The following is a 22612-nucleotide window of genomic DNA, read 5'->3' as shown; positions in this document are numbered from 1 at the left end:
CCTGACCTGGGGCCTTCGCTACACTGGTTGAAGGCCCGATGCAGACATTTGCGTTTACAACCGAGGTTCTGACGACCGTGCTCGTTGCGGCGAGCATGGTCTATAGCCTGCTGGCGCTGGTGGCTGCATTGAGCTTCCGGCAATACGCGCGGCAATACCGAAAGCTGCCCGGGTTTTCGCCTTCCGTGAGCATTCTGAAGCCGGTGAAGGGCTTCGACGCCGGAATGTATGAGGCGTTTCGCAGCCATTGCCTGCAGGACTACGCGGGCGACTACGAACTGATCTTTGGCGCAGGCAGCGAAAGCGATCCGGCGGTCGAAGCGGTGCATCGGCTGATTGCCGAGTTTCCCAAGCGGCGGATTCGGCTGGTGATTTGCCCTGAGCGGCTGGGGACCAACGGGAAGGTCTCGAACCTGATCCAAATGTTGGCGGATTCGCAGGACGGAGCACGTCACGCGTTCCTACTCATCAACGATTCCGACATCCGGGTCAGCCCAAAGTATCTGGAGCGGGTGATGCGCCAGTTCGCCGCACCCGCAAAAAAGCCGGTCGGCATGGTGACGGCGTTGTATCGGGGCAAGGCGCATTCGTGGACCTTGGGGTCCGTGCTGGAAGCTTTAGGGATTGCCACGGATTTTCAGGCCGGGGTGCTGACAGCGCGAGTCGTCGAGGGCGGAATTCACTTCGGCCTCGGCTCCACGCTGGCAGTGCGGCGTGAAGCGCTTGTTGCCGCCGGCGGCCTGGAGGCATTGGTCGATCAGCTCGGCGACGACTACGAAATGGGAGCGCGGATTGCGGCTGCGGGGTACTCCATTCGTCTCGCAACAGAGGTGGTCGAAACCAGCGTTCCGGCCTACAGCCTGGGAGGATTCCTGAGCCATCAGTTACGTTGGGCCCGGACGGTCCGCGACAGCCGGCGATGGGGTTATACCGGACTGATCTTTACCCATCTGCTGCCGCTGGCCGCAGCCAACGTGCTCGCATCGGGCGCAAGCCTGCTGAGTATCCTGCTGCTGGGCCTTGCGTTCTTTCTGAGGCTTGGTGTGGCGATGCAAGTGGGCGCTGGGGTGCTTGGAGACCGGCAGGTGCTGGCCAATCTCTGGCTGCTGCCGCTGCGCGACGCGGTCGGATTTGCCGTGTGGGTCTGGAGCTTTGCGGGGAATACGATTGTCTGGCGCGGCGAGCGTTTTTTGCTAAAGGGCGGCCGTCTGGAAAAGGCAAGTTTCTAGCCTCGCTGTGCGAGCCACGTCACACGGCCTTCGGGTCTGCGGTGCTATGTTGGGGACGTGGGACGTTTGGTGACAATTGACGCGGCTGGAGCCGCGATTACCGGGCCGACGGCGACGCTGATTTACGACGATTGGTATCCGGCCATGCGGTCCGATCTGCTGCGTGGCAACAGGCTGCGCACGGCGATGCTTCTCGATTTGCCGCTGGTGCTCGGCCGTCGCAAGGACGGCAAAATCTTTGCCATGCGGGATAGCTGCCCGCATCGCGGAATCCCGCTGAGCGTCGGATGGTTCGACGGCGAGCATGTCACATGCCGTTACCATGGATGGGAGTTCGAGCCTTGCAGCGGCCAGTGCGCCGCGATTCCCTCGCTTTCCAGTTTCGACAAGCTAGATGCGACGCGCATCTTCGCCTCGGCCTTTCCCTGTGTGGAGAAGGATGGATATGCGTGGGTCTACATTCCCGGTGCGGGTGCTGGACGCAAGATAGAGGGCGCGGATCTGCTGCCAGTTCCTGAGCTGCCCAAGTTCAGCGAGCGTTACCGGTCTGCCCATCTGACCGCTGATCTGCCGTGCAATGTCGACCACGGCATTATCGGGCTGATGGACCCGGCGCATGGGCCGTTTGTGCATCAGGCATGGTGGTGGCGTTCACGTGGCTCGATCCGCGAGAAGACCAAGCGCTTCGAGCCGATTCCCGAAGGGTTTCGCATGGCCGCGCATGCGCCAAGCGGAAACTCTGCGCCCTACAAGCTCCTGGGCGTGTATGGTGAGCCTGTTGAAACGACCATCGACTTCGTCCTACCCAATCGCCGCTCAGAGACGATCCGCTGCGGAAAGAAGTGGTTCGCCAGCCTGACGACGGTGACTCCGGTGACAGCGTCCACCTGCCGCATCGATGTCGTGGCGGCATGGAATGTCTTCTACAACGTGCCGTTCGTGACGCCGATTGCGAAGTTCTTCGGAGCGAAATTCGTGCGCCAGGATCAAGTCACGATGATTCAGCAGGCGGAGGGTCTGAAGCATAATCCCAGCCTGATGCTGATTGACGATGCGGACAAGCCGGCGAAATGGTATTTCGCGTTGAAGCAGGCCCGGCTCGACGGATCGCGAAAACACCCGATGGATGGGCCGGTCGAGCTCCACTGGCGTAGTTAACCCATCTACGGCGTCGCATCTTTGACGCAGCGGAACCCTACGGTAGCGCTGCGGTCGAGGCTCGGAGCCATCAGCAGATATTTTCCGTGCTGACTTAGCTCGTAAGCCTGCGGGAAGTACCAGCGGGAGCCTTGCGGCTGATAATGGCTGCCTCCGCGCAGGATCGCGAACCGGGTGTGCTCATCGACATACTCGTCGGTCCATTGCCACACATTGCCCGTGAGGTCCATGACACCGAACGGGCTTGCTCCTCGCGGATGCCAGTTTACTTCGCTCGGCGGCAACGCTTCGCGACCCCTGTCTGGGTCGGGAGTCGAGCCCATCACCACCGGCGGGCACGTGGGACAGGCTTCCGATGAAGCGGGCTTGTCGGTCGCAGGAGGATTAGGCGCGGAACTCGGCTTGGCTGCCTGCGTCGTCCTTGGACTTGCTTTTGCGGGACCCTTTACGGGCGCTGGAGTTGGAGACGAAATAGGCGCAGCAGGCGCAGGCGCTGGCTGCGAAGCTGGCTGGGCTTGAGGAGTGGCGGCGGGCGTCGCCGGCCCTTCATAGTTACCCCACGGATAGCGGCGGCCATCTGTGCCCTGCGCGGCGTATTGCCACTCCCACTCGTGAGGCAGGCGCTTGCCGGCCCATTTGGCGTAAGCGCGTGCGTCTTCGATGGAGACCCAGGTCACAGGCTTGTTGGCCCAGCCTTCGGGATACGTGCCATTCTGCCAGTCTTTGAGGAAGTTGTGTGCGTCGGCAGGCTGGTAGTGCGAGGCATCGAGGAAGCGCTTAAAGTCGGCGTTGGTGACAGGGAACTTGTCGATCCAGAAAGAGTCGACGTGCATCCGGTGCTCGTGATAACGCCGCGCGGAGTCTTCCCACGGATACTGCACATCGACGCCTTCGTCGTTCATGCCTTCGATTTCGATGCCGTTGACGCGGAATGTGTAGTCAGCGGCGGGGATGCGGATCATGCCTTCGGGCTGTTTCGCGGCAGGCTCAGTCTTGTCGATCGGAACCAGTTTCTGAGGCAGCGATTCCCATTCATTCGAGAAGGAATCCAGCGGCTGCTGCGAAAGGAGTTTCATCTGCGTGAGAAGCTGCTGAATCGCAGGCGATAACTCGGCGGATGATTGCGTGGTTTCGAGGATCGCGCCGTAGCCATGGGTTTCCATAGAGAAGTCGAGGATGATTGCGCCGTCTTCGATGGTTGGCTGCAACTCGACGCCATGCCAGAGATCGTAGTAGTGCGCGGCTTTGGCTTGCTGAATTCGCAACTGGCCGCCTTCTATCTCGTAGGGGTTGCGATTAATGAGGGTCCAGAGAGTCTGGGTTTCGGTGGGCCACTTACTCGCGAAGACGCCGTAGTTACGTGTCGGCGTATGCGGCTCCCATCCCGGAGTTATCAACTGTGCCGCAAAGACGCGTTCAATGGCCGAGATGCGGCGCAACGCTTCGGCGTCGCGCGGGGTAAGCTGGTTCCAGATGCCCCAGATGTTCTCCCAGCTTTCAAAGCCGGTGCCGTTGAAGAAGGCCGCCTGCAAATCGTCGAGATGGTTATGCGCCCATCGGTTCGATAGGTTGACCATGTGGCGCGGTTCGAGCCATTTATAGCGGCTGACAGACGGTATAAAGTCGTATCGCCAGTAACCCCACGTCATCGTGTTGTAGTTGATCATTTCATCGGCCGCAAGGCCCGTTTCCGGCTCCAGCGCGAGGGGATGATCGTTCTTGAGCGAGTCCGTGGCGAGCATTTGAGGAATGCCATCGAGCGTATCTCCGTTGACTCCATCGGCGCCTATTTCGGCTAACTCTTTGTTTAGCTCCTGCCATAAGTTGGGATCGGGCCGCGTGCCCTGGTCCCAGACCATCACAGGAAAGAGAACTTTGACGCCGTGGCGATGGAAGTCGGCGATCATGGCTTTCACGGCGGGGATTCCGCCGGGCAGGTCAGAGAGCATGTCAAACTGATTTCGGCTGTCAATGCCGATGTTGGGATAGGTATGCCAGATAAGCACGCTGTCGATGCCGCCGTAGCGTGATTCGAGGTCGGAAAGATACTTGTCGACCGTGTATTTCTGCGTTGCTGGATCGTAGAAGAAGCGGTCGTGAACCATCATCTGAGGCTGAATGAAGCTGGACTGGGTCCACTTGAGCGCAGGAGTTTCGTAGATGCTCGGTTCAAAACCAATGCGCAAACGTCGCTCATCGCGCCAATGCCGGATGTCGCTGAGCCAAAAGGCGAGTTCGCCAGACTGGCAGGTGCGCGGCTTGCCACCATACCATTGCGGAATGCCGGCGCAGGATGGGCCGGGAATCTGCTCTCCCTGCGGGCTGTATTGAACATCCTGAGCGAAGGCAAATGGCGAGCAAGCGGATAGAGTCAGAGCTAAACCAAGCAGGGGAAGGGAGGCAAGTTTGAAACCAGTCACGGAAGCCTCTGTGTATCGCAGGAAGCGAAGTTCAACAAATGACTCAGTCGACATTGGTGTGAGATTTTGCGACAGTGCATCTCTCGACTTCCATCCGCTTGCGATGTCCCACCTACGCTTCCGCAATTAAAAGATCATCCGCTGGAACGGGCCCTGCGACTTCGGCGGTAATGATGTCGCAGGCAATCGAAAGGCAACAGCCGAGCTCGCGGAAGTCCCGGTCCCAGCGAGGACGATCTTCGGGATCGTGGGCGGTGAGCGAGTAGGTCGAACTTCGCAGGATTTCGTACCAGATGTTCTGCGCCTGCCAGAGATTCAATTCAAAGGGCAGTTCGGTGAGGGTGCGGGCCAGGTTGAGAGCGCGATCGAGGATTTCCAGGTTGCCGGAGGACATCGTGAGTTCCAGCATGGCGCGCTTCATCCGCAGATCTGCAACATACGTCAGAGTTGGCGTATCCAGCGGGACCTCGTCGGACTTGGCCATGTTGAGAAAAGACCGAACTAGCGAGAGATCGATGGGGTCGGCTTCCAGAGCGCGGCGTAGTCCGGCGTTGACGGCGAATCCTGCGGCCAGTGCAAGCGCGGGTGGCTTCGGCAAGCCCGTCTGGGCGAGGTAATGCAGCAAGCTCGCATGATCTTCGTAGATGTTTTTGAGCGAAACCTCAATGTCGGCCAGTGTCGAGTTGAGAATGACCTGGATGATTCTGCGCTGATCATCGCGGAAGAGCGAGGTGAGCGAGTAGTCGAGGTCGTAGTAGCGGTCCAGCAGGCGGATGACCTCGGGGAAGTTGGCGTTGCGTACCTGCTCACGAGCCTGCGTGACAACTTTTTCAAAGCCTTCGGCTGCTGTGGGGTCATCGGGCTGATAGGCTTTGACCGCTGCGGTGATGTTCTGGTCGCCAAAGTGGAGCACGGCGAACGAGAAGCTCTCCGAGTTGCCGGTGATCGATGAAGTAATACGGGCGCGGCCCAGCGCCAGACGGCCTCGGCCTGAGTTGAAGATTTCGTAGGAGATGCGATGGATCTGGTAGCAGAAGATCTCAGTTTCGTCGGCGAATGAGGAGAAGACAGCACTGATGGCGTAGTGCGCTGCCACCTGTTCGAGGCTGAGCTCCATGTTAAGGCACTGCTGTGTGTATATTTTTGCGCCGTCTCCGGCAGAAGGAACATTGGACTTGGCCTGGGCCAGCTTGTCGAGGAACGCCAGTTCGAGGCCTGCGGCGTCTTCGAGGAACAACTCCTGCGACAGCTGGATGACGCGGGCTGCGTAGGCGATGATCTGCACGGTTTCAATGCCTGAAATGTCGTCAAAGAACCAGCCGCAACTGGTGTACATCAGCTGCGTATGCCGCTGCATTTCCATAAGTTCGAGCGTGCGTATTCGTTCTTCGTCGGTGAGCGGGTGGTGCTGGTGTGCATCGAAGTAACGTTCGACGTTTTCGAGGTTGCGGTCGAGGATGATGTTGATGTACTCGTCGCGCGCCGCCCACACGTCTTTGAAGAGCAGGTTGCCGACCTTCTCTGTGAGCGGCACGAGGGAATCGCGAAGTTGGTCGAGAGCTTCACGGAGCGGAGCGCGCCAGAGTTGGTTCCAGCCAGGCTTTCCGCCGTTGCAGCCGCAGTTCGACCGCCAGCGCTCCACGCCGTGGTCGCAGCTCCACGAGGAGTTGTCGTAAATCTCGGCCTCCCATTTTGGCGGGAACTGTTCGAGGAAGCTGCCGTAGTTGATCAGCCCAGCGTTCGTGTCCTGTTCCAAGAGGCGCAGGGCGTAAGCCAGGGCCATTTCGCCGTGTTTGTGGTGATGGCCGTAGCTTTCGCCGTCGGTGGCCACATGGACAAGCTGCGGCTCGTTGTTATCGAGAAATCCCTGTTTGAGTCGGGAGACGAAGTTTTCGCCGGAGTTGAGCAGCCCTTCAAAAGCGATGGCTCGTGAGGTTGGGCCATCGTAGAAAAAGATTGCCAGCGAAGCTCCCGAGGCGAATCGCGCGAGATATGGGTGCGTCGGATCGACGCTGGCGTTCGGTGTGCTGATCCAGTCGCCGGTCGGCTTTGCACCGCCGGTTGCGGTCTTTTCGGTCGCAAGAGCCCGGACTCGCTTGCATTGCCGCGGGGCGAGGACAGTGAAGCGAATACCTTCCTGGGCAAGTAGTTCGAGGGTTTCCGTGTCGGCGGCGGTTTCGGCGAGCCACATGCCTTCTGGAGGGTGGCCGAACCGGTGGGTGTAGTCGGAGATGCCCCAGCGGATTTGGGTAAGGCGGTCACGGCGGCTGGCCAGAGGCATGATGAGGTGGTTGTAGACCTGCGCCATGGCCGAGCTATGGCCGTCGAAGAGACCGCAACTGCGGCGCTCGCCGTCCAGAATCATTCGATAGGTGCGTGGGGCGTTTTCGGCCAGCCAGCTCAGCAGCGTGGGGCCGAAGTTGAAGCTCATACGCGCGTAGTTGTTGACGATGCGGGTGATCTGGTTTTCATTGTTGACCACGCGGGCGGCGCCATTGGTGGCGTAGCACTCGGAGCAGATCCGCTCATTCCAGTCGTGGTAGGGAGCGGCTGAGTCCTGTGTCTCGATGGTCTCAAGCCATGGGTTTTCGCGAGGCGGCTGGTAGAAATGTCCGTGAATGCAGACGAAGCGTTTCGTTGTTTCTGCCGGCAATTTGCCCCCTCAGCAGGCTGGCTTTCCCGCTTGGGCCATTGTAAAGAAATTTCCTGCGACAGGCGGAATGGCCTGTTTCTTGGATGTCAAAAATGGCCTGAGGTCTCCCAATTCTGCGGTTATTCCACAGCGGTTTTTCTGCTGGCTGCGTCGAGGTCGCAGGCGCGCCACAGGTACCAGGAGGCAACGGAGCGGAACGGAGCCCAGCGCTTGGCGCGTTTGAGCATGACTTCGGGCTTGGGCAGGTCGGCTGCGGTGATTGCCCTGGATTTTGGGATGCGCTGGAAGGTGAGCGCGAATCCTTTGCGGACGCCGTAGTCCGTCACTGGGAGGACGTCGGGGCGGCCGAGGCGGAAGATGAGCAGCATTTCGACGGTCCAGGTGCCGATGCCGCGCACTTCGCTGAGGCGCTCGATGATTTCGGTGTCGGGCATTTTCAGGATTGCTTTGTGGGTGGGAACGGTGCCGTCGAGGGTGCGAGCGGCGAGGTCCTTGAGGGCTTTGATTTTGTTGAAGGAGACGCCGGCGGTGCGCAGGATTTCGTCTGGCGTGTCGAGCAGCGCTTGCGGATGTGGGTCGGCGGGTTCGTGGCCGCCGTAGATCAACAACACTCGGCGATGGATGGTCGCGGCGGCTTTGCCGTGGAGTTGCTGATAGAGGATGGATTCGAGCAGCGAGGTGAAGGGCGTTCCGGTGTGGCCGAGTTTGAGGCGGAATTCGCCGGCGCGGTCGATGAGTGCGCCAAGTTTGGGGTCGGAGGCGCGCAGGTGGGCGAGTGCTGCTTCTGGATTGTACGGGAGTTTGCGGAGGCCGTTGTGGATCATGGACTAGAGTTTAGAGGGTTTTGGGCGAAGAGATGGGGAATAAATTTGGGTGGGGGGTAGGGGGTACCTGTTTTTCTTCTGTAAGGTGTTGATTTTATTCATTTTGTGCTGATTTTTGGGGTGCTTAAATGCCCTTTTTAGGCTGTTTTGGTGCGCATTTCTGACAGCAGATTTCCTTCGGGAATGACAGACAAGAAAAAGCAAAGACAATGGCTGCTGTTTTGATTGTGCGCCTTTGTGGCGAAATTCTGCGCAGTTGGTTCGTGCTTTGCGCGAATTTGGTCCCAGGTCTCAGAAGCGAGACCTGGGGCACCCACACCCACATCCACACCCACGCTCGCAACCGGTTACTTCGCTAACTGTTTGGCCAGGAAGTCGGCCATGAGGTGGTTGGCTTCGAGGGCTTCGGGGAGTTTGGTGCTGTACCAGAAGGCGTGGGGCAAGGCGTCGTAGACTACCAGGCGGGCGTCGTTGCCTGCGTTCAGGAATGCGCGGTGGAGGTTGGCTGTGCCGCTCAGGAGCAGGTCGCGGCCGCTGGTGACGAAGAGTGTGGGCGGCAGGCCGTGCAGGTCGGCGTAGATGGGTGAGAGGACGGGATCTTTGGGGTCTGTTTTGCCGAGGTAGTCGGAGTTGTGCGGTTTGCTGTCGTCCGGCGGGTCGAGATGGCCGGAGAGGCCGCGCAAGGCGTACATAGCCAGCGAGTCGCCGGGGCGGGCGAAGTCTCCCATGCCGGAGAAGATGCCGAGGGCGGCGGGCATGGGCAGGCCGAGCTGCTTGATTTTGACGGCGACTTCGCCGGTGAGGATCGCTCCAGCCGAGGTGCCGTAGATGACGATGTGGTCGGGTTTGTAGGTCTTGAGCAGCTCTTTGTAGACGGCGATGGAGTCGTCGACGGCGGCGGGGAATGGGAACTCGGGTGCGAGGCGGTAGAGGACGGCGACGCACTTGATTTTGGTCATTCCGGCGAGGGGAATCGTCTCGGTGTAGGAGCCGGAGTCGGAGTTGAAGCCGCCACCGTGCAGGTTGAGCAGGACTTTGTCTTTATTGGCGTCGGGCACGCCTTCGGGGACGACGATGCGGACCGGGACGCCTGCGATTTTGTCTTCGGTCAGCTTGGCGGGGTAGAGCGCGAGCCATTGATCGCGGGCGTTGGCGGCCCACTTGTCGGTGCCTTCGCGGCGGTGGGCGAGCGACTCATGCGGGTCGCCGTCGGGAACCTGCTCCGAGAGCCAGTAGCGGGACTGTGGGCTGAGTCCGGCAGGGACGGGGATGATGCGGGTGATGTGGGCGCGGCCCTCGGAGTCAATGAAGCTGGAGTCGCGCTGCGCGGCGTCGGCTGCGGCGGTGGACTGCATGGGCGGCGGGGCTTGCTGTGCGGCGAGGGCTATGGCGAAAGAGAGCAGGATGATGGGTGCTGCGAGACGCATGGGAACTCCGAAGGATGATTTGGATGACGTGCGAGCTTTCTCTAGCGGACGGGTTCACGATAGCAGATTGGCTGGCTTCTGTTGAAGCAACTAGTTCAGGGTGTGATATAAGCTTCTCGGCAGGTTTTGACTAACTTGGCTGCCACGGCTCGTGGTCTTTCCAGTCGAAAGTAAGAACCAGCTATGGAAACGAATGGCTCGAAGGCTAACCGCTATAATCGGTGCCTAGGTTCGCGCTATAACTATTAACGATCAGCCAGATGACGCAACCGAAGAGTTGGAGATCTTGGAAGGGGGCAAATGGAATTTCAGAGTGAAATTAGAGCGTCAACGATAAATGAGCTTCTCGAAAAGGTGGCGAACAAGGGATATGGGAAATATCTATTGAAGATCAGCATCGCGAAGGCAAGGGCGTTTAAGGATAAATCCATCGTCTTTGATTTTCCTGTGACTGCTGTTGTTGGGCCCAACGGCGGAGGAAAAACGACGGTGTTGGGGGCGGCGGCCTGTGCGTATAGGACGGTCAAGCCCTCGCTGTACTTTTCTAAGAGTGGGAAATTCGATGAGAATATGCAGAATTGGAGGTTCGACTACGACCTGATTGATCGCTCCGTTAAGAGGGACGATACTATTCGGCGAAGCGCCAACTTCACAAATTACAAGTGGTCCCGCGAAGGTCTTGATCGAGAGGTCAGGATATTTGGAGTTTCTCGGACGGTCCCTGCGACAGAGCGAAAAGAGATGCGGCGATGCATATCGGGAAGCTTTGACGTACCACAAGCCCAGATTTCTAAGATAGGAGCCACGACGGCGAAAGCTATTGCTCGCATCCTCGACAAAGATGTGACTGATTTTTCTATGGTGAATGTTGACGGTCGAGGGCGGGTGACATTATTAGCGGGCACTACCAACGATGGAAAGGGCTATTCGGAGTTTCACTTTGGAGCTGGTGAGTCGAGCGTCATCAGAATGGCTATGATTTTGGAGTCAGTCGCTGAGAACTCCCTGATACTTATTGAGGAGATTGAGAACGGCCTCCATCCGGTCGCTACAGTGAGAATGGTCGAGTATCTGATAGAGCTGGCCCAAAGACGTAAGATCCAGGCGATCTTCACAACCCATTCGAACGAAGCGCTGCGGCCCCTGCCTGACAAGGCGATATGGGCGGCGGTCAACGGCCAGCTATTTCAAGGGAAGCTCGATGTCGGATCGCTCCGTGCTATAAGCGGACAGATTGCCTCAAAGCTCGTCGTCTTTGTAGAGGACACGTTCTCGAAGCTTTGGGTGGAGGCAGTTTTTCGGTCGCTCTCTGGCGTCGCCATGGAGGCATTAAGCGTGCATTCGATGGAAGGGGATGGGAACGCTGTGAATGTCTGCGCGTTCCACAACATTAATCCCACCGTTCCGCAACCAGCTATATGCATCATTGATGGAGATTCACGGCAGTCGGAAAATTCTGATCTTGGCGTTTTTAGGCTACCCGGGCAGAGTCCCGAGGCTTACATATTCGATCAGATAATTGAAAAGCTTCAGGGCATTGCGGGTGAGCTAACCGTGGCTTTGTTGAGGCCCTATGAAGAGCATTCAAGGGTGGCTGACGTCATACGGAGCGTTCGTAATACAAATCGAGATCCTCACTTGCTCTTTAGCCAAGTAGGCAAGCAACTCGGGTTCTTACCGGAGGACCGGGTGAAAGAAGCTTTCATCACCCTATGGGTCAGGGCTTATCCCGAGGAGGTGAATCGCATCATCTCCCAGTTTCGATCGAAATTACCCTTAGACTCGGTATAGGAGGTCCACAGCGATCTGATCGCTTGAATCGTATTTCGTCGAATGCGAAGTCGCGCAGGGAGGCTAACGTTGCTAGTTTCTAGTTAGGGACGTGTAAAATCACCGACTCATTCGGTGACCTTTTCATTTGACACTGTAGATCTGGAACTCGCGGATTTGGGCTTCTGTGGTGCTGGATTGGATGTTCAGGCGCACGCGGGAGGCGGTTACTGCGGGGAAGGTATCGATCTTTTTGTGGCCGATGGCCTGGGCTTGCGCGACTGGCTTCCATTTTGAGGTCTGGCTGTCCCAGATTTCTATGGCGTATTTCTGGATGTGCTGGCCGTCGTTGAGCCACTCCATTGTCAGGGCGCGGTTGAAAGTGATGGGCTTGGCGAAGTTCACTTCGAGCGTGCTGTGGTGCGAGCCTTGCGGGGCGGACCAGAAGGTGTCCGGGTTGCCATCGAGGGCGGCGGCTTGTTCTGGGGTTGTAGCGGCGTGTTCTAGTGCGAGGTTGTGGCTGTAGCGGGCTTTGATGGCTGCGCCGAATTCTTTGAGGCGGGCTGCGTCGGAGTCGGGCAGGAGGCCGCGATTGTCGGGGGCTACCCCCAGCATGAGTTGTGCTCCGCGGCCTACGGTCTGGTCGTAGGTTTCGAGGAGTTCGTCGAGGGATTTGAGGGATGCTTCGTCGTTGGGGTGCCAGAACCAGTGCAGGTTGCGCAGCGGGGTGTCGGCTTCGATGGGACGCCAGCGCAGGTAGCCGTGGCGGTCGATGACGTTCCAGTTTTCGTACGGGACGCGGCCGCTTTCGGTGCCGACCCAGCGGGCGTCGCCGTATTCGAAGAGGCCGGTGTCGGCGAAGACGAGGGTGTTGGGCTGGTAAGTGCGCAGGGTTTCGATGATCTTTTTGAAGTCGTAGACGTGGCCTGCGCTGCCGGCTCCGTCGAGCCAGAATTCGACGAGGTCGCCGTAGTTGGAGGCCAGTTCTTCGAGTTCGGAGAGATAGTACTTGTCGTAGGCTGCGGGGTCTTTGTAGCACGGGTCGTGGCGGTCCCACGGGGAGAGGTAGACGCCGAATTTAAGGCCGTATTTGCGCGCGGCGCGGGCTACTTCGCCGACGATGTCGCCTTTGCCGTCTTTCCAGGGGCTGGCTTTGATGCTGTAGTCGGTTTGCGCGGTGGGCCAGAGGCAGAAGCCGTCGTGGTGCTTGGCGACGAGGACGACGTATTTTGCGCCGGAGGCCTGAATGGCCTGCATCCACTGGTCGGGATCGAAGCTGGCGGGGTTGAAGACTTTGGGGTCGGCGGTGCCGTCGCCCCATTCGCGGTCGAGGAAGGTGTTGGTGGAGAAGTGGAGGATGACGCCGAATTCAAGGTCCTGCCAGGCGGTCTGCTGCGGGGAGGGTTTGATTTCGGAGAAGTTCTGGGCGGGGCTTGATGTTGCCAGAAGGACGGCGCAGGCGGCAGCTAGAGCGAACTTATCAAAGCTATCTAGCGCGAACTTGTGAAGCTGCTTCATGGAACTCCGTGATTGGCGGGCGCTTTGGTTCGTTAACCGTTATACGCGATAAGGCGCGTTACTTACCTTGGCGGGCGCGCCAGAGTGCTCCGGTGATGGGGTCGGCGGGCGCGTCGATGATTTGCAGATCGGGGTAGGTGTGGCGCAGGGATTGGGTGAGGGCTTCGCGGACTGGGGCGACCTTGCCGAGGATGCTGCCGGCGACGGCTACGGGCGGGGGCAGGAAGCTGCCGTTGGAGGCGGGTTCCATTTTGCGGATGCGTTGGATGACCAGACCGGCGAGGTAGGCGAGGTCCTGGCCGCCTTCTTTTAAGACCTCCTGGGCGACCGGGTCTCCGTCAGCTGCTTCGGCGACTACGAGCGGGGCGAGTGCTGAGAAGTCGGGCGAGGGCTTGGTGTTGGCGTGCTCGATCAGCACGGCGAGCGAGGGCAGCTTCCAGTGCTGCATGGCGCGGGTGAGGAGGGTGGTCGGGCGCTCTTGATCGATGGCTAGAAAGCCGCGGCGGAGCGCTTCGCGGCCGATAAAGTGGCCGGAGCCCTGATCGGCCAGGGCCGGTCCCCATCCTCCGGCGGTCACGATGGTTCCGTCGCTGGAACGGCCGGCGATGTTGGAGCCGGTTCCGGCGAGAACGAGGACGCCGCGAGCGCCGGGGAAGCAGGCATCGAGGGCGATTTCGACGTCGCCGATGAGGAGCAGTTCGCCACCGACGCTGGCGGCGAAAGCCTCACGCAGCCATTGGGTGACGACCGGGACGGTGATGCCAGAAGTTCCGACGCAGGACCGGCGGACGGATTGCATGGCTACGCCGGTCAGCGATTCCAACTGACTGAGGGCTTCGTCGAGGTTCTGTTGGGCGGTCTGCTCGTTGACGCGCTGGCGCTGGATGGCTCCGGTGCGGACGCGCAGGAGTTCGCGCTCTTCGTCGGCGAGGGCGAATTCGGTCTTGGTGCCTCCGGCGTCGACGGCGAGGAAGTAGGGCATGGGGTTTCCTTTGGTGGAGATGCAGATCCTTCGCTTCGCTCAGGATGACAATGTTGTTTGTCTAGCGGCTTTGCGGGAGGTACTTCCAGATTTCAGGGTCTTCTGCGCCGAGTACCCAGGAGCAGAAGCCCTGAAGGCCGCGATCTCTGACTAATTCATAGCGGTCCTGGAAGGTGTGCAGGTCGGTATAGAAGATCCATTCGCGCATCTGGTCGCGGTAGAACCAGAAATATGCGCTGTGGTCGAAGGTGTCCCACTCGACTTTGGCTTTGTAGGCGGTGGCCAACTGGGTTGCGTCGAGGGCGTTGATGTAGTCGGCCTGCTGGTTGGGCTGCTCGTCGCCGGTGGCTTTGTCGATTTTGGGCGCGCCGGTGTACCAGTGGTAGCCGTAGAGGGGAATGCCGAGGGAGAGCTTTTCTTTCGGGACGACTTTCAGGGCGTATTCGAGGTTGTCGACGGTCCATTGCCAGCCGGCGACGGGGCCGGGCATGGTCCAGCGGGTCTGCTGGTCGTAGGTCATCAGGCAGAGCAGGTCGACAGATTTGGCCAGCTCGGCGATGTCGTAAGCGCCGCGCCAGTCGGTGTAGATCCACTTGGCGAAGCCGCCTTTGCCGGCGGGGTAGCCGGGGGCGTTGGGGACGGTGGCGATGCTGAGTTGGAGGCCTGCCTTGTGCAGGGCGTCGGCGGAGTTCTTGACCAGAGCGGTGAGGCCGTCGCGGTCGAGGTAGGAGACGTTTTCGAAGTCGAACTGGAAGCCGGTGTAGCCGTGGAGTTTGGCTTCGCGGATCATCGCTTCGTTCATGTGGTCCCAGGCGGCGTGGTTGCCGGCGAACTCATGGAAGCCCTTTTTGTTGAATAGCGCGATGAGGGGCATGACCGGGAGCTTGTCGCGGTGGGCTACTTCGAGGACGGTGGGGTCGGGATCGCCGGTCAACAGGCCGTCCTGATCGACTTCGTACCAGGTGGGAACGAGCAGGTCGATCTGTTTGTAGTGCGCGAGGAAGGAGCGGATCGAATCAGGGTTGGTGCCGAGATAGAAGAGCGCAACCGGCTTCGCTGCTGCGCTGGCTGAGGTGAGACCCAACGCCAACAGAATTCCCAACGCCATGCATGACAAGCGGGCTAACCGCACAATATGCTTCATTCCGATCCTGCTTTCCGATGGATTCACTCGGCTCGCTATGCGAATCTGAGACCCAATTCGTTTGTGTCCGATTGTAATGGGAAAAGGCCGAAGGAAATCGAAAAATTGACGATATCGATCACAAGGGTGATCGTTTCACTTCCCTGTAATCACATCAGGGATGGATTTGCCACTAATTTGGTGTATTCTCGGACTTTGTGGAGCGAGTCTTGTTATTTGAATTGTGTGCCGACAGCCTGGAGGCTGCGCGAGCTGCCCAGGCCGGCGGCGCGGATCGACTGGAGCTGTGCGAAGATCTGCCGGTCGGCGGGGTTACGCCGCGCAAATCGCTCCTGCGCGCCGTACTCGACGAGGTTTCCATTCCTGTGCATGTGCTGGTCCGTCCGCGCGGGGGAGATTTCGTGTACACGAGCGCCGAGTTCCAGCGGATGCGCGACGAGATTGAGCACGCTAAGGCTGCTGGAGCAGCGGGTGTCGTGATCGGAGTGTTGCGGCCCGACGGGCGAGTTGATGTTGAGCGCACGCGAGAGCTTGCCTTGCTGGCTCGCCCGATGAAAGTGACGTTCCATCGCGCCTTCGATGAGTCGAATGATCTGGAACCGGCGCTGGAGGATGTGATTCTTACAGGCGCGGATTGCCTGCTTACATCGGGAGGCGCGCCCAATGTCCGGGAGGGCGCGGACCGGATCGGCCGCCTGATGAGACAAGCCGCGGGGCGGATTGAGATTATGGCTGGTGGTGGCTTACGGCTTGCCTCCATGGCGGAGGTGGTGCGCCGCAGCCGCGTGACCAAGCTGCATGGGTCGCTATTACGCCCGGGGGTTTCGGGAACGGACAGGCGTTCGTTGCTGGAGCTGGATATCCGCGAGGCAATGCGGGTGCTGAAGCAGGAATGTCTAGAAGCTGCTTTTTAGCCGCGGTCGTTCGAGCTAGGAATCAGGAATCAGAATGAGTTTAATGTCACTTCCGCAAGTATCCCGTCGCGCATGGCTTAAAGGCGCGGCGGCCCTGACCGTCGGCTCGCAATTGCAACCGTTGTTTGGTTTTGCGCCGGGCGAGGCTGCGGCTGATTTGCGCCTGCCCGAGGCGCGGCCCAAGGCTGCGGACCGGCGCTTTGTTAGCACGGCGGTCGAGGAGACGATCCAGCGGTTACAGGGCAGGATTGGCGATCCCAATCTCGGAGTCCTCTTCGCCAATTGCTTTCCCAACACGCTGGATACGACGGTGTGGCCGGGACGATTTGAAGGCAAGCCGGATACGTATGTGGTGACGGGCGATATCGACGCGATGTGGCTGCGCGATTCCTCGGCGCAGCTCTGGCCTTATCTTCCCTTGTTGAAGGGCGACGCAAAGCTGCGCGAGCTGGTGGAAGGCGTGATTCGCCGCCAGGGACGGATGATTCGCATCGATCCCTACGCCAATGCTTTTATGCGCAACCCGGCGGACCCGCCGTTGAGCTGGGCGGTGCATGACAAGACGCACCATGTGCCGGGCGTGGGAGAACGCAAATGGGAGATCGATTCGCTGTGCTATCCGGTGCGGCTGGCGCACGGGTACTGGCGCGAAACGGGCGACACTGCGCCGTTTGACGGCGAATGGAAGCAGACGGCGTGGACGATCCTTGAGACGTTTCGCGTGCAGCAGCGCAAGGCTGGGCCGGGGCCGTATTCGTTTCAGCGCGAGAGCCCGGTGCCGACGGATACGGTTCCGCTGGGCGGGTTTGGCAATCCGGCGCGGCCTGTGGGGTTGATCTTTTCGATGTTCCGGCCTTCGGATGATGCCTGCATCTATCCGCTGTTTGTGCCCGCGAATCTGTTTGCGGTGACCAGCTTGCGGCAGTTGGCCGAGTTGGCCAAAGAGGTTTTCAGCGACGCGAAGCTGCGGGAAGGCTGTCTGGAGCTTGCCGGGGAAGTGGAACGCGCGCTTCAGCAATACGGAATGACCGACGACACTGCACAGGAGCGCATCTGGGCGTACGAAGTGGATGGTTACGGCAACGTCCTCAAGATGGATGACGCGAATGCGCCGGGGCTGCTGAGTCTGGCGTATCTGGGTTGTTGCGCTGTGGATGACCCGCTGTACCGGCGGACGCGCAGCTTTGCGCTGAGTCCGGCCAATCCGTATTTCTTTCGCGGTAAGGCTGCGGAGGGGATTGGCGGCCCGCATGAGGGGCTGAACATGATTTGGCCGATGTCGATCCTGATGCGGGCGTTGACTTCGGTCGATGACGGGGAGATTCGCCAGTGCCTGCGCTGGCTGCGCGACACTACGGCGGGCACAGGATTTATGCACGAATCTTTTCAATGCGACAACCCGAAGGATTTCACGCGGCCGTGGTTTGCGTGGGCGAATACGCTGTATGGGGAGCTGATTCTCAAGCTGGCGAAGGAACGGCCTGCACTGCTGGTGGCGAAGCTTGATTGATGTGCAGGGTCCTGAGTTCGAGGGAATGCTTATCAAGCAGTAATTGATGGCTTGCCGGTGATACTCTCAGAGCAGTAGAAATCATTTCAAGCGATTGCCGGGATCGCTCTTTCTGCAGCCCCCCGGCTCTGAATGCGGACGAGACTTTACATAGACATCAGACATTGCGATTTCGATCAATTTATCGATTTCCTCTTTACCCCTTTAGTTCAACCTGAATCCGCTATACGCGACAGGTGGTACTTCAACACCCGCGTATCCTTCGATCCACGCCGGGTGTGCGGTTATTACGTCAACTTGTTTCGGGATGCTGGATTTCTCTTAGAACGCTACTCGCGTGGCGAGCTTGAGCAAGGGTTTAGGGTGATACAGGGCCGCAGCCTGTCCTGCTCGATGCGGCAACTTATGTGGAATCCAGACCTGCCGTTTTCTGATCGAGGAGAGTGTGTCAGGTCAATGTTTCACTTTTGCAGAGACATTTTTCGACATGACGCTTTTGGGTTCACGGCCTCCATGTGGTGGGACAGCTTTTGTTTTGATTGGGAATGCGGAAATAGGCGAAGGTCACGAGGAGGCGAGGACTTATTAATGCAGGACGTCTTATTCGGCACGCTTTCCCAAGTTCTTCAAATCGACTCATCGATTTGCCGGGGCTCCGCTCTGCACGGACTCGAACACCTTCATCATCCCGAAACCATTGTAATGATTGACGACGTGATCCAAAGCAATCCAGAACTCGCAGAACAGCTGACCGAGTACATAAATGTAATTCGAGGTCGGGACCCGTTGTGGATGAAGGGTGCGAAACCCGATGAATAGTATTCAGAGTTACCCCGGCTCTGGTTCTGTCTGCGTGGTCGCCTATTCGTCAGCTACTCATGAGCAAACAACAGCGATCGGACAGGATATGTCTTTATCGGAGCTAAGGTAGGAGGAACCCAAAAGCAGATCCTTCGCTTCGCTCAGGATGACAACATTTGTGGTGTGCCCGCAGGATGACAGTGTATGTGGTGCGGAAGGGACGGCTCGGCCCACTATACCCGCTGTACCTCAATGCCTAGCTTGCGGTAAGGTTCGATGCACTCTTCGGTGGCTCCGACATCCGTGATGAGCATTTGAATTTCCGAGAGTGGGCAAACGAGCGCCGGGCTTACTTTGGTGAGCTTGCTGGAATCGGCTACGACGATTACTTTTTTGGACTGCTTGAGCATCTTGCGGAAGACCAGGGCTTCATCGGACTCCAGCGTGGTTGCTCCTCGCTCGATGTCGAGGCCGGTTACGCTGAGGAAGACTTTGTCCATGTAGACGTCGTTCAGGAAGTTCAGCGCGGCGCTGCCGGTCAGCGAAAAGGACCACGCCCATGGAACTGCGCCGCCGGTGACGTAGGTGCGGATGCCGGGCTGGTTGCAGAGTTCCATGCCGATGTTGATGGCGTTGGTCACGACCTGAATGTCTTCGCGATGGCGAAGGCTGCGGCCTATGTGGGTGGTCGTGGTGCCCGCGGTGAGGCCGATGGTCTCGTTGCGCTCCACGAGTTCGGCGGCGGCGAGGCCGATGCGGCGCTTTTCGGCGGCGTAACGCTCTTCGCGGGCCTGAAAGGAACGGTCGTAGCGGAACGGCTCGTAGAGCAGCGGTTCGACGAGCGTTGCGCCGCCATGGGTGCGGCGGATGAGGCCACGGCTCTCGAGGCGGGCAAGGTCGCGGCGAATGCTGGGAGCCGAGGAGCCGGCTTCGGCCAGAATCTCTTCAATACTGGCGGTGCCGGTGCGAAGCAGGAATTTCATGATGCGTTCAGAGCGCGAGTTGAGCGTGGACATACTCGGAGTAATCTTCCTGGCAAACGAAGTTCCCATCCACTCTACTCCAAAGAGGTGTTTACGGTATATTCGCACGAAATGCCAATCATATTGATCGTATGCATTTAATATGATCAATATCGCGGGTTTTCAAGAGTTTGCCGCGAATTTCGGGGGTGCTGGCATGGGTCGAGTCTTTCCTCATGAAATGCTGCGGGAGATGTATGAGCAGCCGGAGGCGATTCGCCGAACGATCGCGCTTTATACGGTCGAGGCTTCGGGCAGTCTGGAACTGAATCCGGAGTTCTTTCCACCGCTGGCGCAGTGGGGCAATGCGCATGGCGAGGTGCTGATCCTGGCGAGCGGTTCGAGCCGTCACAGTGGACTGGCGGGAGAGATCTTGCTGGAAGACGAGTGCGGGCTCGCCGTCGATGTGGAATACGCCAGCGAGTACAGCCTGCGCGGATTCAATCCCAATTCAAAAGACCTGCGCAACCCCAGCGTGATCGTGCTGTCGCAATCCGGCGAAACCTCGGATACGCTGGCGGCGCTGCGCGAGGCGCGGCAGCGCGGACAGAAGACGCTGGCCATCACCAACGTGGAAGACTCGACGATGGCGCGTGAGGCGGATCTCTCGATGCCGCTGGCTGCGGGCAGGGAGAAGGCGATTCCGGCGACCAAGAGCTTTACCAGCCAGCTCACCGTGCTGGCGTTGCTGGCGCTGTATGAGGGCGTAAGCCTGAACCGTCTGGATGCGGCCGCACTCTCGGCGCGTATTCGAGAGCTTGTGGCTGTGCCGGAGGCAATTGATGCGCAACTGGCTGGGTGGGAGACGCAGATGGCCGCGCTGGCAAAGAAGTATCGCGATGCCGCGACCTTTCTGTATCTGGGCCGCGGAATACACTACGCCATTGCGCGCGAGGGAGCGCTGAAGCTCAAGGAATCTTCGTATATCCATGCCGAGGGTTACCCGACGGGCGAGCTCAAGCATGGTCCCAATGCGCTGGTGAGCGAGCAGGTGCCGCTGGTGGTGCTGGCGACTGTGGACGAAGGGCTGGAGGGGTCGGTGCTTCGCTATGAGAAGACGGTGCAATTGCTGCGCGATATGAAGGCGCAGGGCGCGAAGGTCATTGCTCTGGCCAACACCGGCGATACGGAAATTTCCGGGCTGGTTTCGGATTGCGTCTTCGTCGATCCCGCGCCGGAACATCTGCTGCCGATCTCCGAGGTGATTCCGCTGCAGCTCTTTGCTTACTTCATGGCTATCGAGCATGGCATCAACGTCGATCATCCGCGCAATCTCGCCAAGGCTGTGGTCGAACAGAGCCAGTAGATGTTCAGCTTCATATTCCGAGTTGGGACTTGAGGTAGCGCACGCGATCGCGCGCTACCGTCAGTTCCGTGCGCTGAGCATCTTTGAGTGAGACAACTACTTTACCGGCGAACCACGAGTTCACTTCATGGATCCAATCCACATTCAATAGAATTGCCCGGTGGATGCGAATGAACTTTGCTGGATTCAGCCTCTGTTCGAGTTCCGCGATCGTTTGATCGACGCAGTGCGGATGTCCTTTCACCACGGCGTAGGTCAGCTTTTCCTTAGCTATGAAATGAGTCACGGTATCCAGATCGAGGAATGAAATTCGTTCGCCAACCCGTGAGGCAATACGGTTGGGGTAGGTCGCCTGGGGATTGCGAAGAGTTGAGGCTAGTTCATTGAGAATCGTCCTCAACTCCGGGGCTTGCTGCCATCCGGGCTTCGCAACCGGGCGCATCCGGCCAAGCTTCTTGAGTGCACGCTCCAGATGCTCGACATCGATCGGTTTCATCAGGTAGTCGATGGAGTTCACCTCGAAGGCCTTCAGCGCGTATTCGTCGTAGGCGGTTGTAAAGATGACGAAGGGATGTTCGTCCAGGCGGGAGAGCAGCTCGAAGCCGTTCATGACCGGCATCTGAATGTCGAGGAAGAGCACGTCGGGCAATTCGCTGTTGAGCGATTCGAGCGCAACGGCTGGATCGGTCGCGCTGCCGATAATCTCAATCTCGGGAAAGCGCGCAAGAAGGCGCTTCAGGCGCTCGATTGCGAGCGCTTCGTCATCGACCAGATAGGCACGAAGAGGTGTATTTTCCATCCCGGTTCCTCATTCCTACGGCGCGGTGGGGAAGGATAATCGAACGCAGTTCCGGTCTTCCCTTTGTGTTACCTCAAGATATCCGGCTTCGCCAAAGAGAAGCTGCATGCGCGCGATGAGATTGGCCAGTCCGTGGTCTGGAGAGATGGCTTCCAGGGAGAATCCCGGGCCGTCATCGATTACGTCCAGAAAGATGCGGTCCGATGAGGAGGAAGCGGTGACTCGAATTTCGCCACCTTGCTGCCTCGTGGTGACAACGTGCTTCACGCAGTTTTCCACGAGCGATTGAAGCGCCAATGGTGGCAGACTTGCGAACTCCAGAGATGCCGGCACATCGATCTCGTAGCGCAGCCGCGCCCCGAAGCGGGTCTTCTCAATTTCAAGATAGTCGCGAACGATCTTCAGTTCCTGGCCGAGTGGCGCCATACTGCGCTGACTCGCGTTCAGAGAGAAACGCAAGAGTGAGGCCAGCCTGCCGACGATGTCCTCTGCTCGCTGCGGATCGTCGGGAATGAGAGCGGCGATCGAGTTCAGCGTGTTGAAGAGAAAATGCGGATGGATCCGCGATTCGAGAGACGATAGCCGCGCTTCGGCAAGCAACTTGTATGCGCGTTCCTGCTCCACTTGCCTGGTGCGCAGTTCGAGAACGGTGGTCTGGAGTTTGTAGCGCATGGTTTCGAAGGTCGAGATGCTCAGGCCGAAGATGAGCGAGATGACGATTGCAAACGGAAGTGATTCGCGGAGCTCGATCCAATAGGCGCCTTTCGGAACAACGCCGGCGATCTGCAAGAGAAGGGCGCCGGCAAGAGAGCCCAAGGTTGCCGTACAGACGAGTGTCGGCGCATACATGAGATAAACGAGGCGAGGATATTTCTTTGAATAGTGATGCCCCATCCAGCTGAGAAGAAGGACAGAAGGCGGGGCAATCATCGTGGAATAGACGAATGCGCCGACAATCTCAATGACACTCTGGGAGAGCCGAATGCGGCCCGAGGAAAGAAAAATCAGAAAGATCAACAGCGTGGGGCCGGCAACGGCCCATATCACCCGCACGAGGAATGAGGCGAAGCCGGTCGGCGTTCGCGTATCTCCGGCAACGCCGGCCTTGGGAGGGTTGGCTTGGTTGGTCATAGCT

Annotated in this window: 16 protein-coding genes; 6 read left to right on the top strand and 10 right to left on the bottom strand. The window is 58.9% G+C overall.

What is annotated here, in order from left to right:
- Positions 1-38: 38 nt before the first annotated feature.
- Complete coding sequence (gene hpnI / locus OHL23_RS04835; RefSeq protein WP_263350634.1) at positions 39-1229, top strand: bacteriohopanetetrol glucosamine biosynthesis glycosyltransferase HpnI; 1191 nt, start codon at positions 39-41, stop codon at positions 1227-1229.
- Between the two features lie 69 nt (positions 1230-1298).
- Positions 1299-2387: a Rieske 2Fe-2S domain-containing protein gene (locus OHL23_RS04830; protein ID WP_263350633.1), complete on the top strand. Its 1089-nt coding sequence runs from the start codon at positions 1299-1301 to the stop codon at positions 2385-2387.
- Between the two features lie 5 nt (positions 2388-2392).
- Here OHL23_RS04830 and OHL23_RS04825 read toward each other — a convergent pair whose 3' ends face one another.
- From OHL23_RS04825 to OHL23_RS04810, 4 genes are all read right to left on the bottom strand, one after another.
- Complete coding sequence (locus tag OHL23_RS04825) at positions 2393-4807, bottom strand: formylglycine-generating enzyme family protein (RefSeq protein ID WP_263350632.1); 2415 nt, start codon at positions 4805-4807, stop codon at positions 2393-2395.
- 112 nt (positions 4808-4919) lie between these two features.
- Positions 4920-7460, bottom strand: a complete 2541-nt coding sequence (locus tag OHL23_RS04820) for a DUF3536 domain-containing protein (protein WP_263350631.1) — start codon at positions 7458-7460, stop codon at positions 4920-4922.
- Positions 7461-7579: 119 nt separating this feature from the next.
- Positions 7580-8284 (bottom strand): DNA-3-methyladenine glycosylase family protein, encoded by a 705-nt coding sequence (locus tag OHL23_RS04815; protein WP_263350630.1) that lies wholly within the window; start codon positions 8282-8284, stop codon positions 7580-7582.
- A gap of 347 nt (positions 8285-8631) precedes the next feature.
- Complete coding sequence (locus OHL23_RS04810; RefSeq protein WP_263350629.1) at positions 8632-9711, bottom strand: alpha/beta hydrolase; 1080 nt, start codon at positions 9709-9711, stop codon at positions 8632-8634.
- A 300-nt stretch (positions 9712-10011) separates the two neighbouring features.
- Here OHL23_RS04810 and OHL23_RS04805 point away from each other — a divergent pair, with 300 nt between their 5' ends.
- Positions 10012-11502: an ATP-dependent nuclease gene (locus tag OHL23_RS04805; protein ID WP_263350628.1), complete on the top strand. Its 1491-nt coding sequence runs from the start codon at positions 10012-10014 to the stop codon at positions 11500-11502.
- Positions 11503-11625: 123 nt separating this feature from the next.
- Here OHL23_RS04805 and OHL23_RS04800 read toward each other — a convergent pair whose 3' ends face one another.
- The 3 genes from OHL23_RS04800 to OHL23_RS04790 form a co-directional block, all read right to left on the bottom strand.
- Positions 11626-12999 carry an alpha-L-fucosidase gene (locus tag OHL23_RS04800; RefSeq protein ID WP_263350627.1) on the bottom strand — a complete coding sequence of 458 codons (1374 nt, stop codon included), beginning with the start codon at positions 12997-12999 and terminating at the stop codon, positions 11626-11628.
- A gap of 58 nt (positions 13000-13057) precedes the next feature.
- A complete protein-coding gene (locus OHL23_RS04795; RefSeq protein WP_263350626.1) occupies positions 13058-13981 on the bottom strand; it encodes an N-acetylglucosamine kinase in 924 nt (307 codons plus the stop codon).
- 61 nt (positions 13982-14042) lie between these two features.
- Positions 14043-15125 carry a glycosyl hydrolase family 18 protein gene (locus OHL23_RS04790; protein WP_263350625.1) on the bottom strand — a complete coding sequence of 361 codons (1083 nt, stop codon included), beginning with the start codon at positions 15123-15125 and terminating at the stop codon, positions 14043-14045.
- A 209-nt stretch (positions 15126-15334) separates the two neighbouring features.
- Here OHL23_RS04790 and OHL23_RS04785 point away from each other — a divergent pair, with 209 nt between their 5' ends.
- Together OHL23_RS04785 and OHL23_RS04780 are read left to right on the top strand one after the other, a co-directional pair.
- Positions 15335-16039, top strand: a complete 705-nt coding sequence (locus tag OHL23_RS04785) for a copper homeostasis protein CutC (RefSeq protein WP_263350624.1) — start codon at positions 15335-15337, stop codon at positions 16037-16039.
- A 34-nt stretch (positions 16040-16073) separates the two neighbouring features.
- On the top strand, positions 16074-17549 hold the full coding sequence (locus tag OHL23_RS04780) for a glycoside hydrolase family 125 protein (protein WP_317891650.1): 1476 nt from the start codon (positions 16074-16076) through the stop codon (positions 17547-17549).
- A gap of 1034 nt (positions 17550-18583) precedes the next feature.
- Here OHL23_RS04780 and OHL23_RS04775 read toward each other — a convergent pair.
- Positions 18584-19402 (bottom strand): DeoR/GlpR family DNA-binding transcription regulator, encoded by an 819-nt coding sequence (locus tag OHL23_RS04775; RefSeq protein WP_263350623.1) that lies wholly within the window; start codon positions 19400-19402, stop codon positions 18584-18586.
- Positions 19403-19529: 127 nt separating this feature from the next.
- Here OHL23_RS04775 and OHL23_RS04770 point away from each other — a divergent pair, with 127 nt between their 5' ends.
- The gene (locus OHL23_RS04770) at positions 19530-20678 is read left to right on the top strand and encodes an SIS domain-containing protein (RefSeq protein ID WP_263350622.1); all 1149 of its coding nucleotides are present in this window, start codon (positions 19530-19532) and stop codon (positions 20676-20678) included.
- Positions 20679-20688: 10 nt separating this feature from the next.
- Here OHL23_RS04770 and OHL23_RS04765 read toward each other — a convergent pair whose 3' ends face one another.
- Positions 20689-21477 (bottom strand): LytR/AlgR family response regulator transcription factor, encoded by a 789-nt coding sequence (locus OHL23_RS04765; RefSeq protein WP_263350621.1) that lies wholly within the window; start codon positions 21475-21477, stop codon positions 20689-20691.
- Positions 21478-21492: 15 nt separating this feature from the next.
- Positions 21493-22608, bottom strand: coding sequence for a sensor histidine kinase (locus OHL23_RS04760; protein WP_263350620.1), 1116 nt, complete (start codon positions 22606-22608; stop codon positions 21493-21495).
- Positions 22609-22612 lie beyond the last annotated feature (4 nt).

This window comes from Acidicapsa acidisoli, from assembly GCF_025685625.1.
GTDB lineage: Bacteria > Acidobacteriota > Terriglobia > Terriglobales > Acidobacteriaceae > Acidicapsa > Acidicapsa acidisoli.
The sequence above is the reverse complement of the archived record's forward strand: the minus strand, read 5'-3'. Positions and strand labels throughout refer to the sequence as shown.

Excerpts from the sequence above, each read along its gene's own strand:
- hpnI (WP_263350634.1), top strand. The coding sequence starts at position 39 with ATGCAGACATTTGCGTTTACAACCGAGGTTCTGACGACCGTGCTCGTT.
- OHL23_RS04815 (WP_263350630.1), bottom strand. The coding sequence starts at position 8,284 with ATGATCCACAACGGCCTCCGCAAACTCCCGTACAATCCAGAAGCAGCA.
- OHL23_RS04810 (WP_263350629.1), bottom strand. The coding sequence starts at position 9,711 with ATGCGTCTCGCAGCACCCATCATCCTGCTCTCTTTCGCCATAGCCCTC.
- OHL23_RS04805 (WP_263350628.1), top strand. The coding sequence starts at position 10,012 with ATGGAATTTCAGAGTGAAATTAGAGCGTCAACGATAAATGAGCTTCTC.
- OHL23_RS04800 (WP_263350627.1), bottom strand. The coding sequence starts at position 12,999 with ATGAAGCAGCTTCACAAGTTCGCGCTAGATAGCTTTGATAAGTTCGCT.
- OHL23_RS04795 (WP_263350626.1), bottom strand. The coding sequence starts at position 13,981 with ATGCCCTACTTCCTCGCCGTCGACGCCGGAGGCACCAAGACCGAATTC.
- OHL23_RS04790 (WP_263350625.1), bottom strand. The coding sequence starts at position 15,125 with ATGAAGCATATTGTGCGGTTAGCCCGCTTGTCATGCATGGCGTTGGGA.
- OHL23_RS04780 (WP_317891650.1), top strand. The coding sequence starts at position 16,074 with ATGAGTTTAATGTCACTTCCGCAAGTATCCCGTCGCGCATGGCTTAAA.
- OHL23_RS04775 (WP_263350623.1), bottom strand. The coding sequence starts at position 19,402 with ATGGGAACTTCGTTTGCCAGGAAGATTACTCCGAGTATGTCCACGCTC.
- OHL23_RS04770 (WP_263350622.1), top strand. The coding sequence starts at position 19,530 with ATGGGTCGAGTCTTTCCTCATGAAATGCTGCGGGAGATGTATGAGCAG.
- OHL23_RS04765 (WP_263350621.1), bottom strand. The coding sequence starts at position 21,477 with ATGGAAAATACACCTCTTCGTGCCTATCTGGTCGATGACGAAGCGCTC.
- OHL23_RS04760 (WP_263350620.1), bottom strand. The coding sequence starts at position 22,608 with ATGACCAACCAAGCCAACCCTCCCAAGGCCGGCGTTGCCGGAGATACG.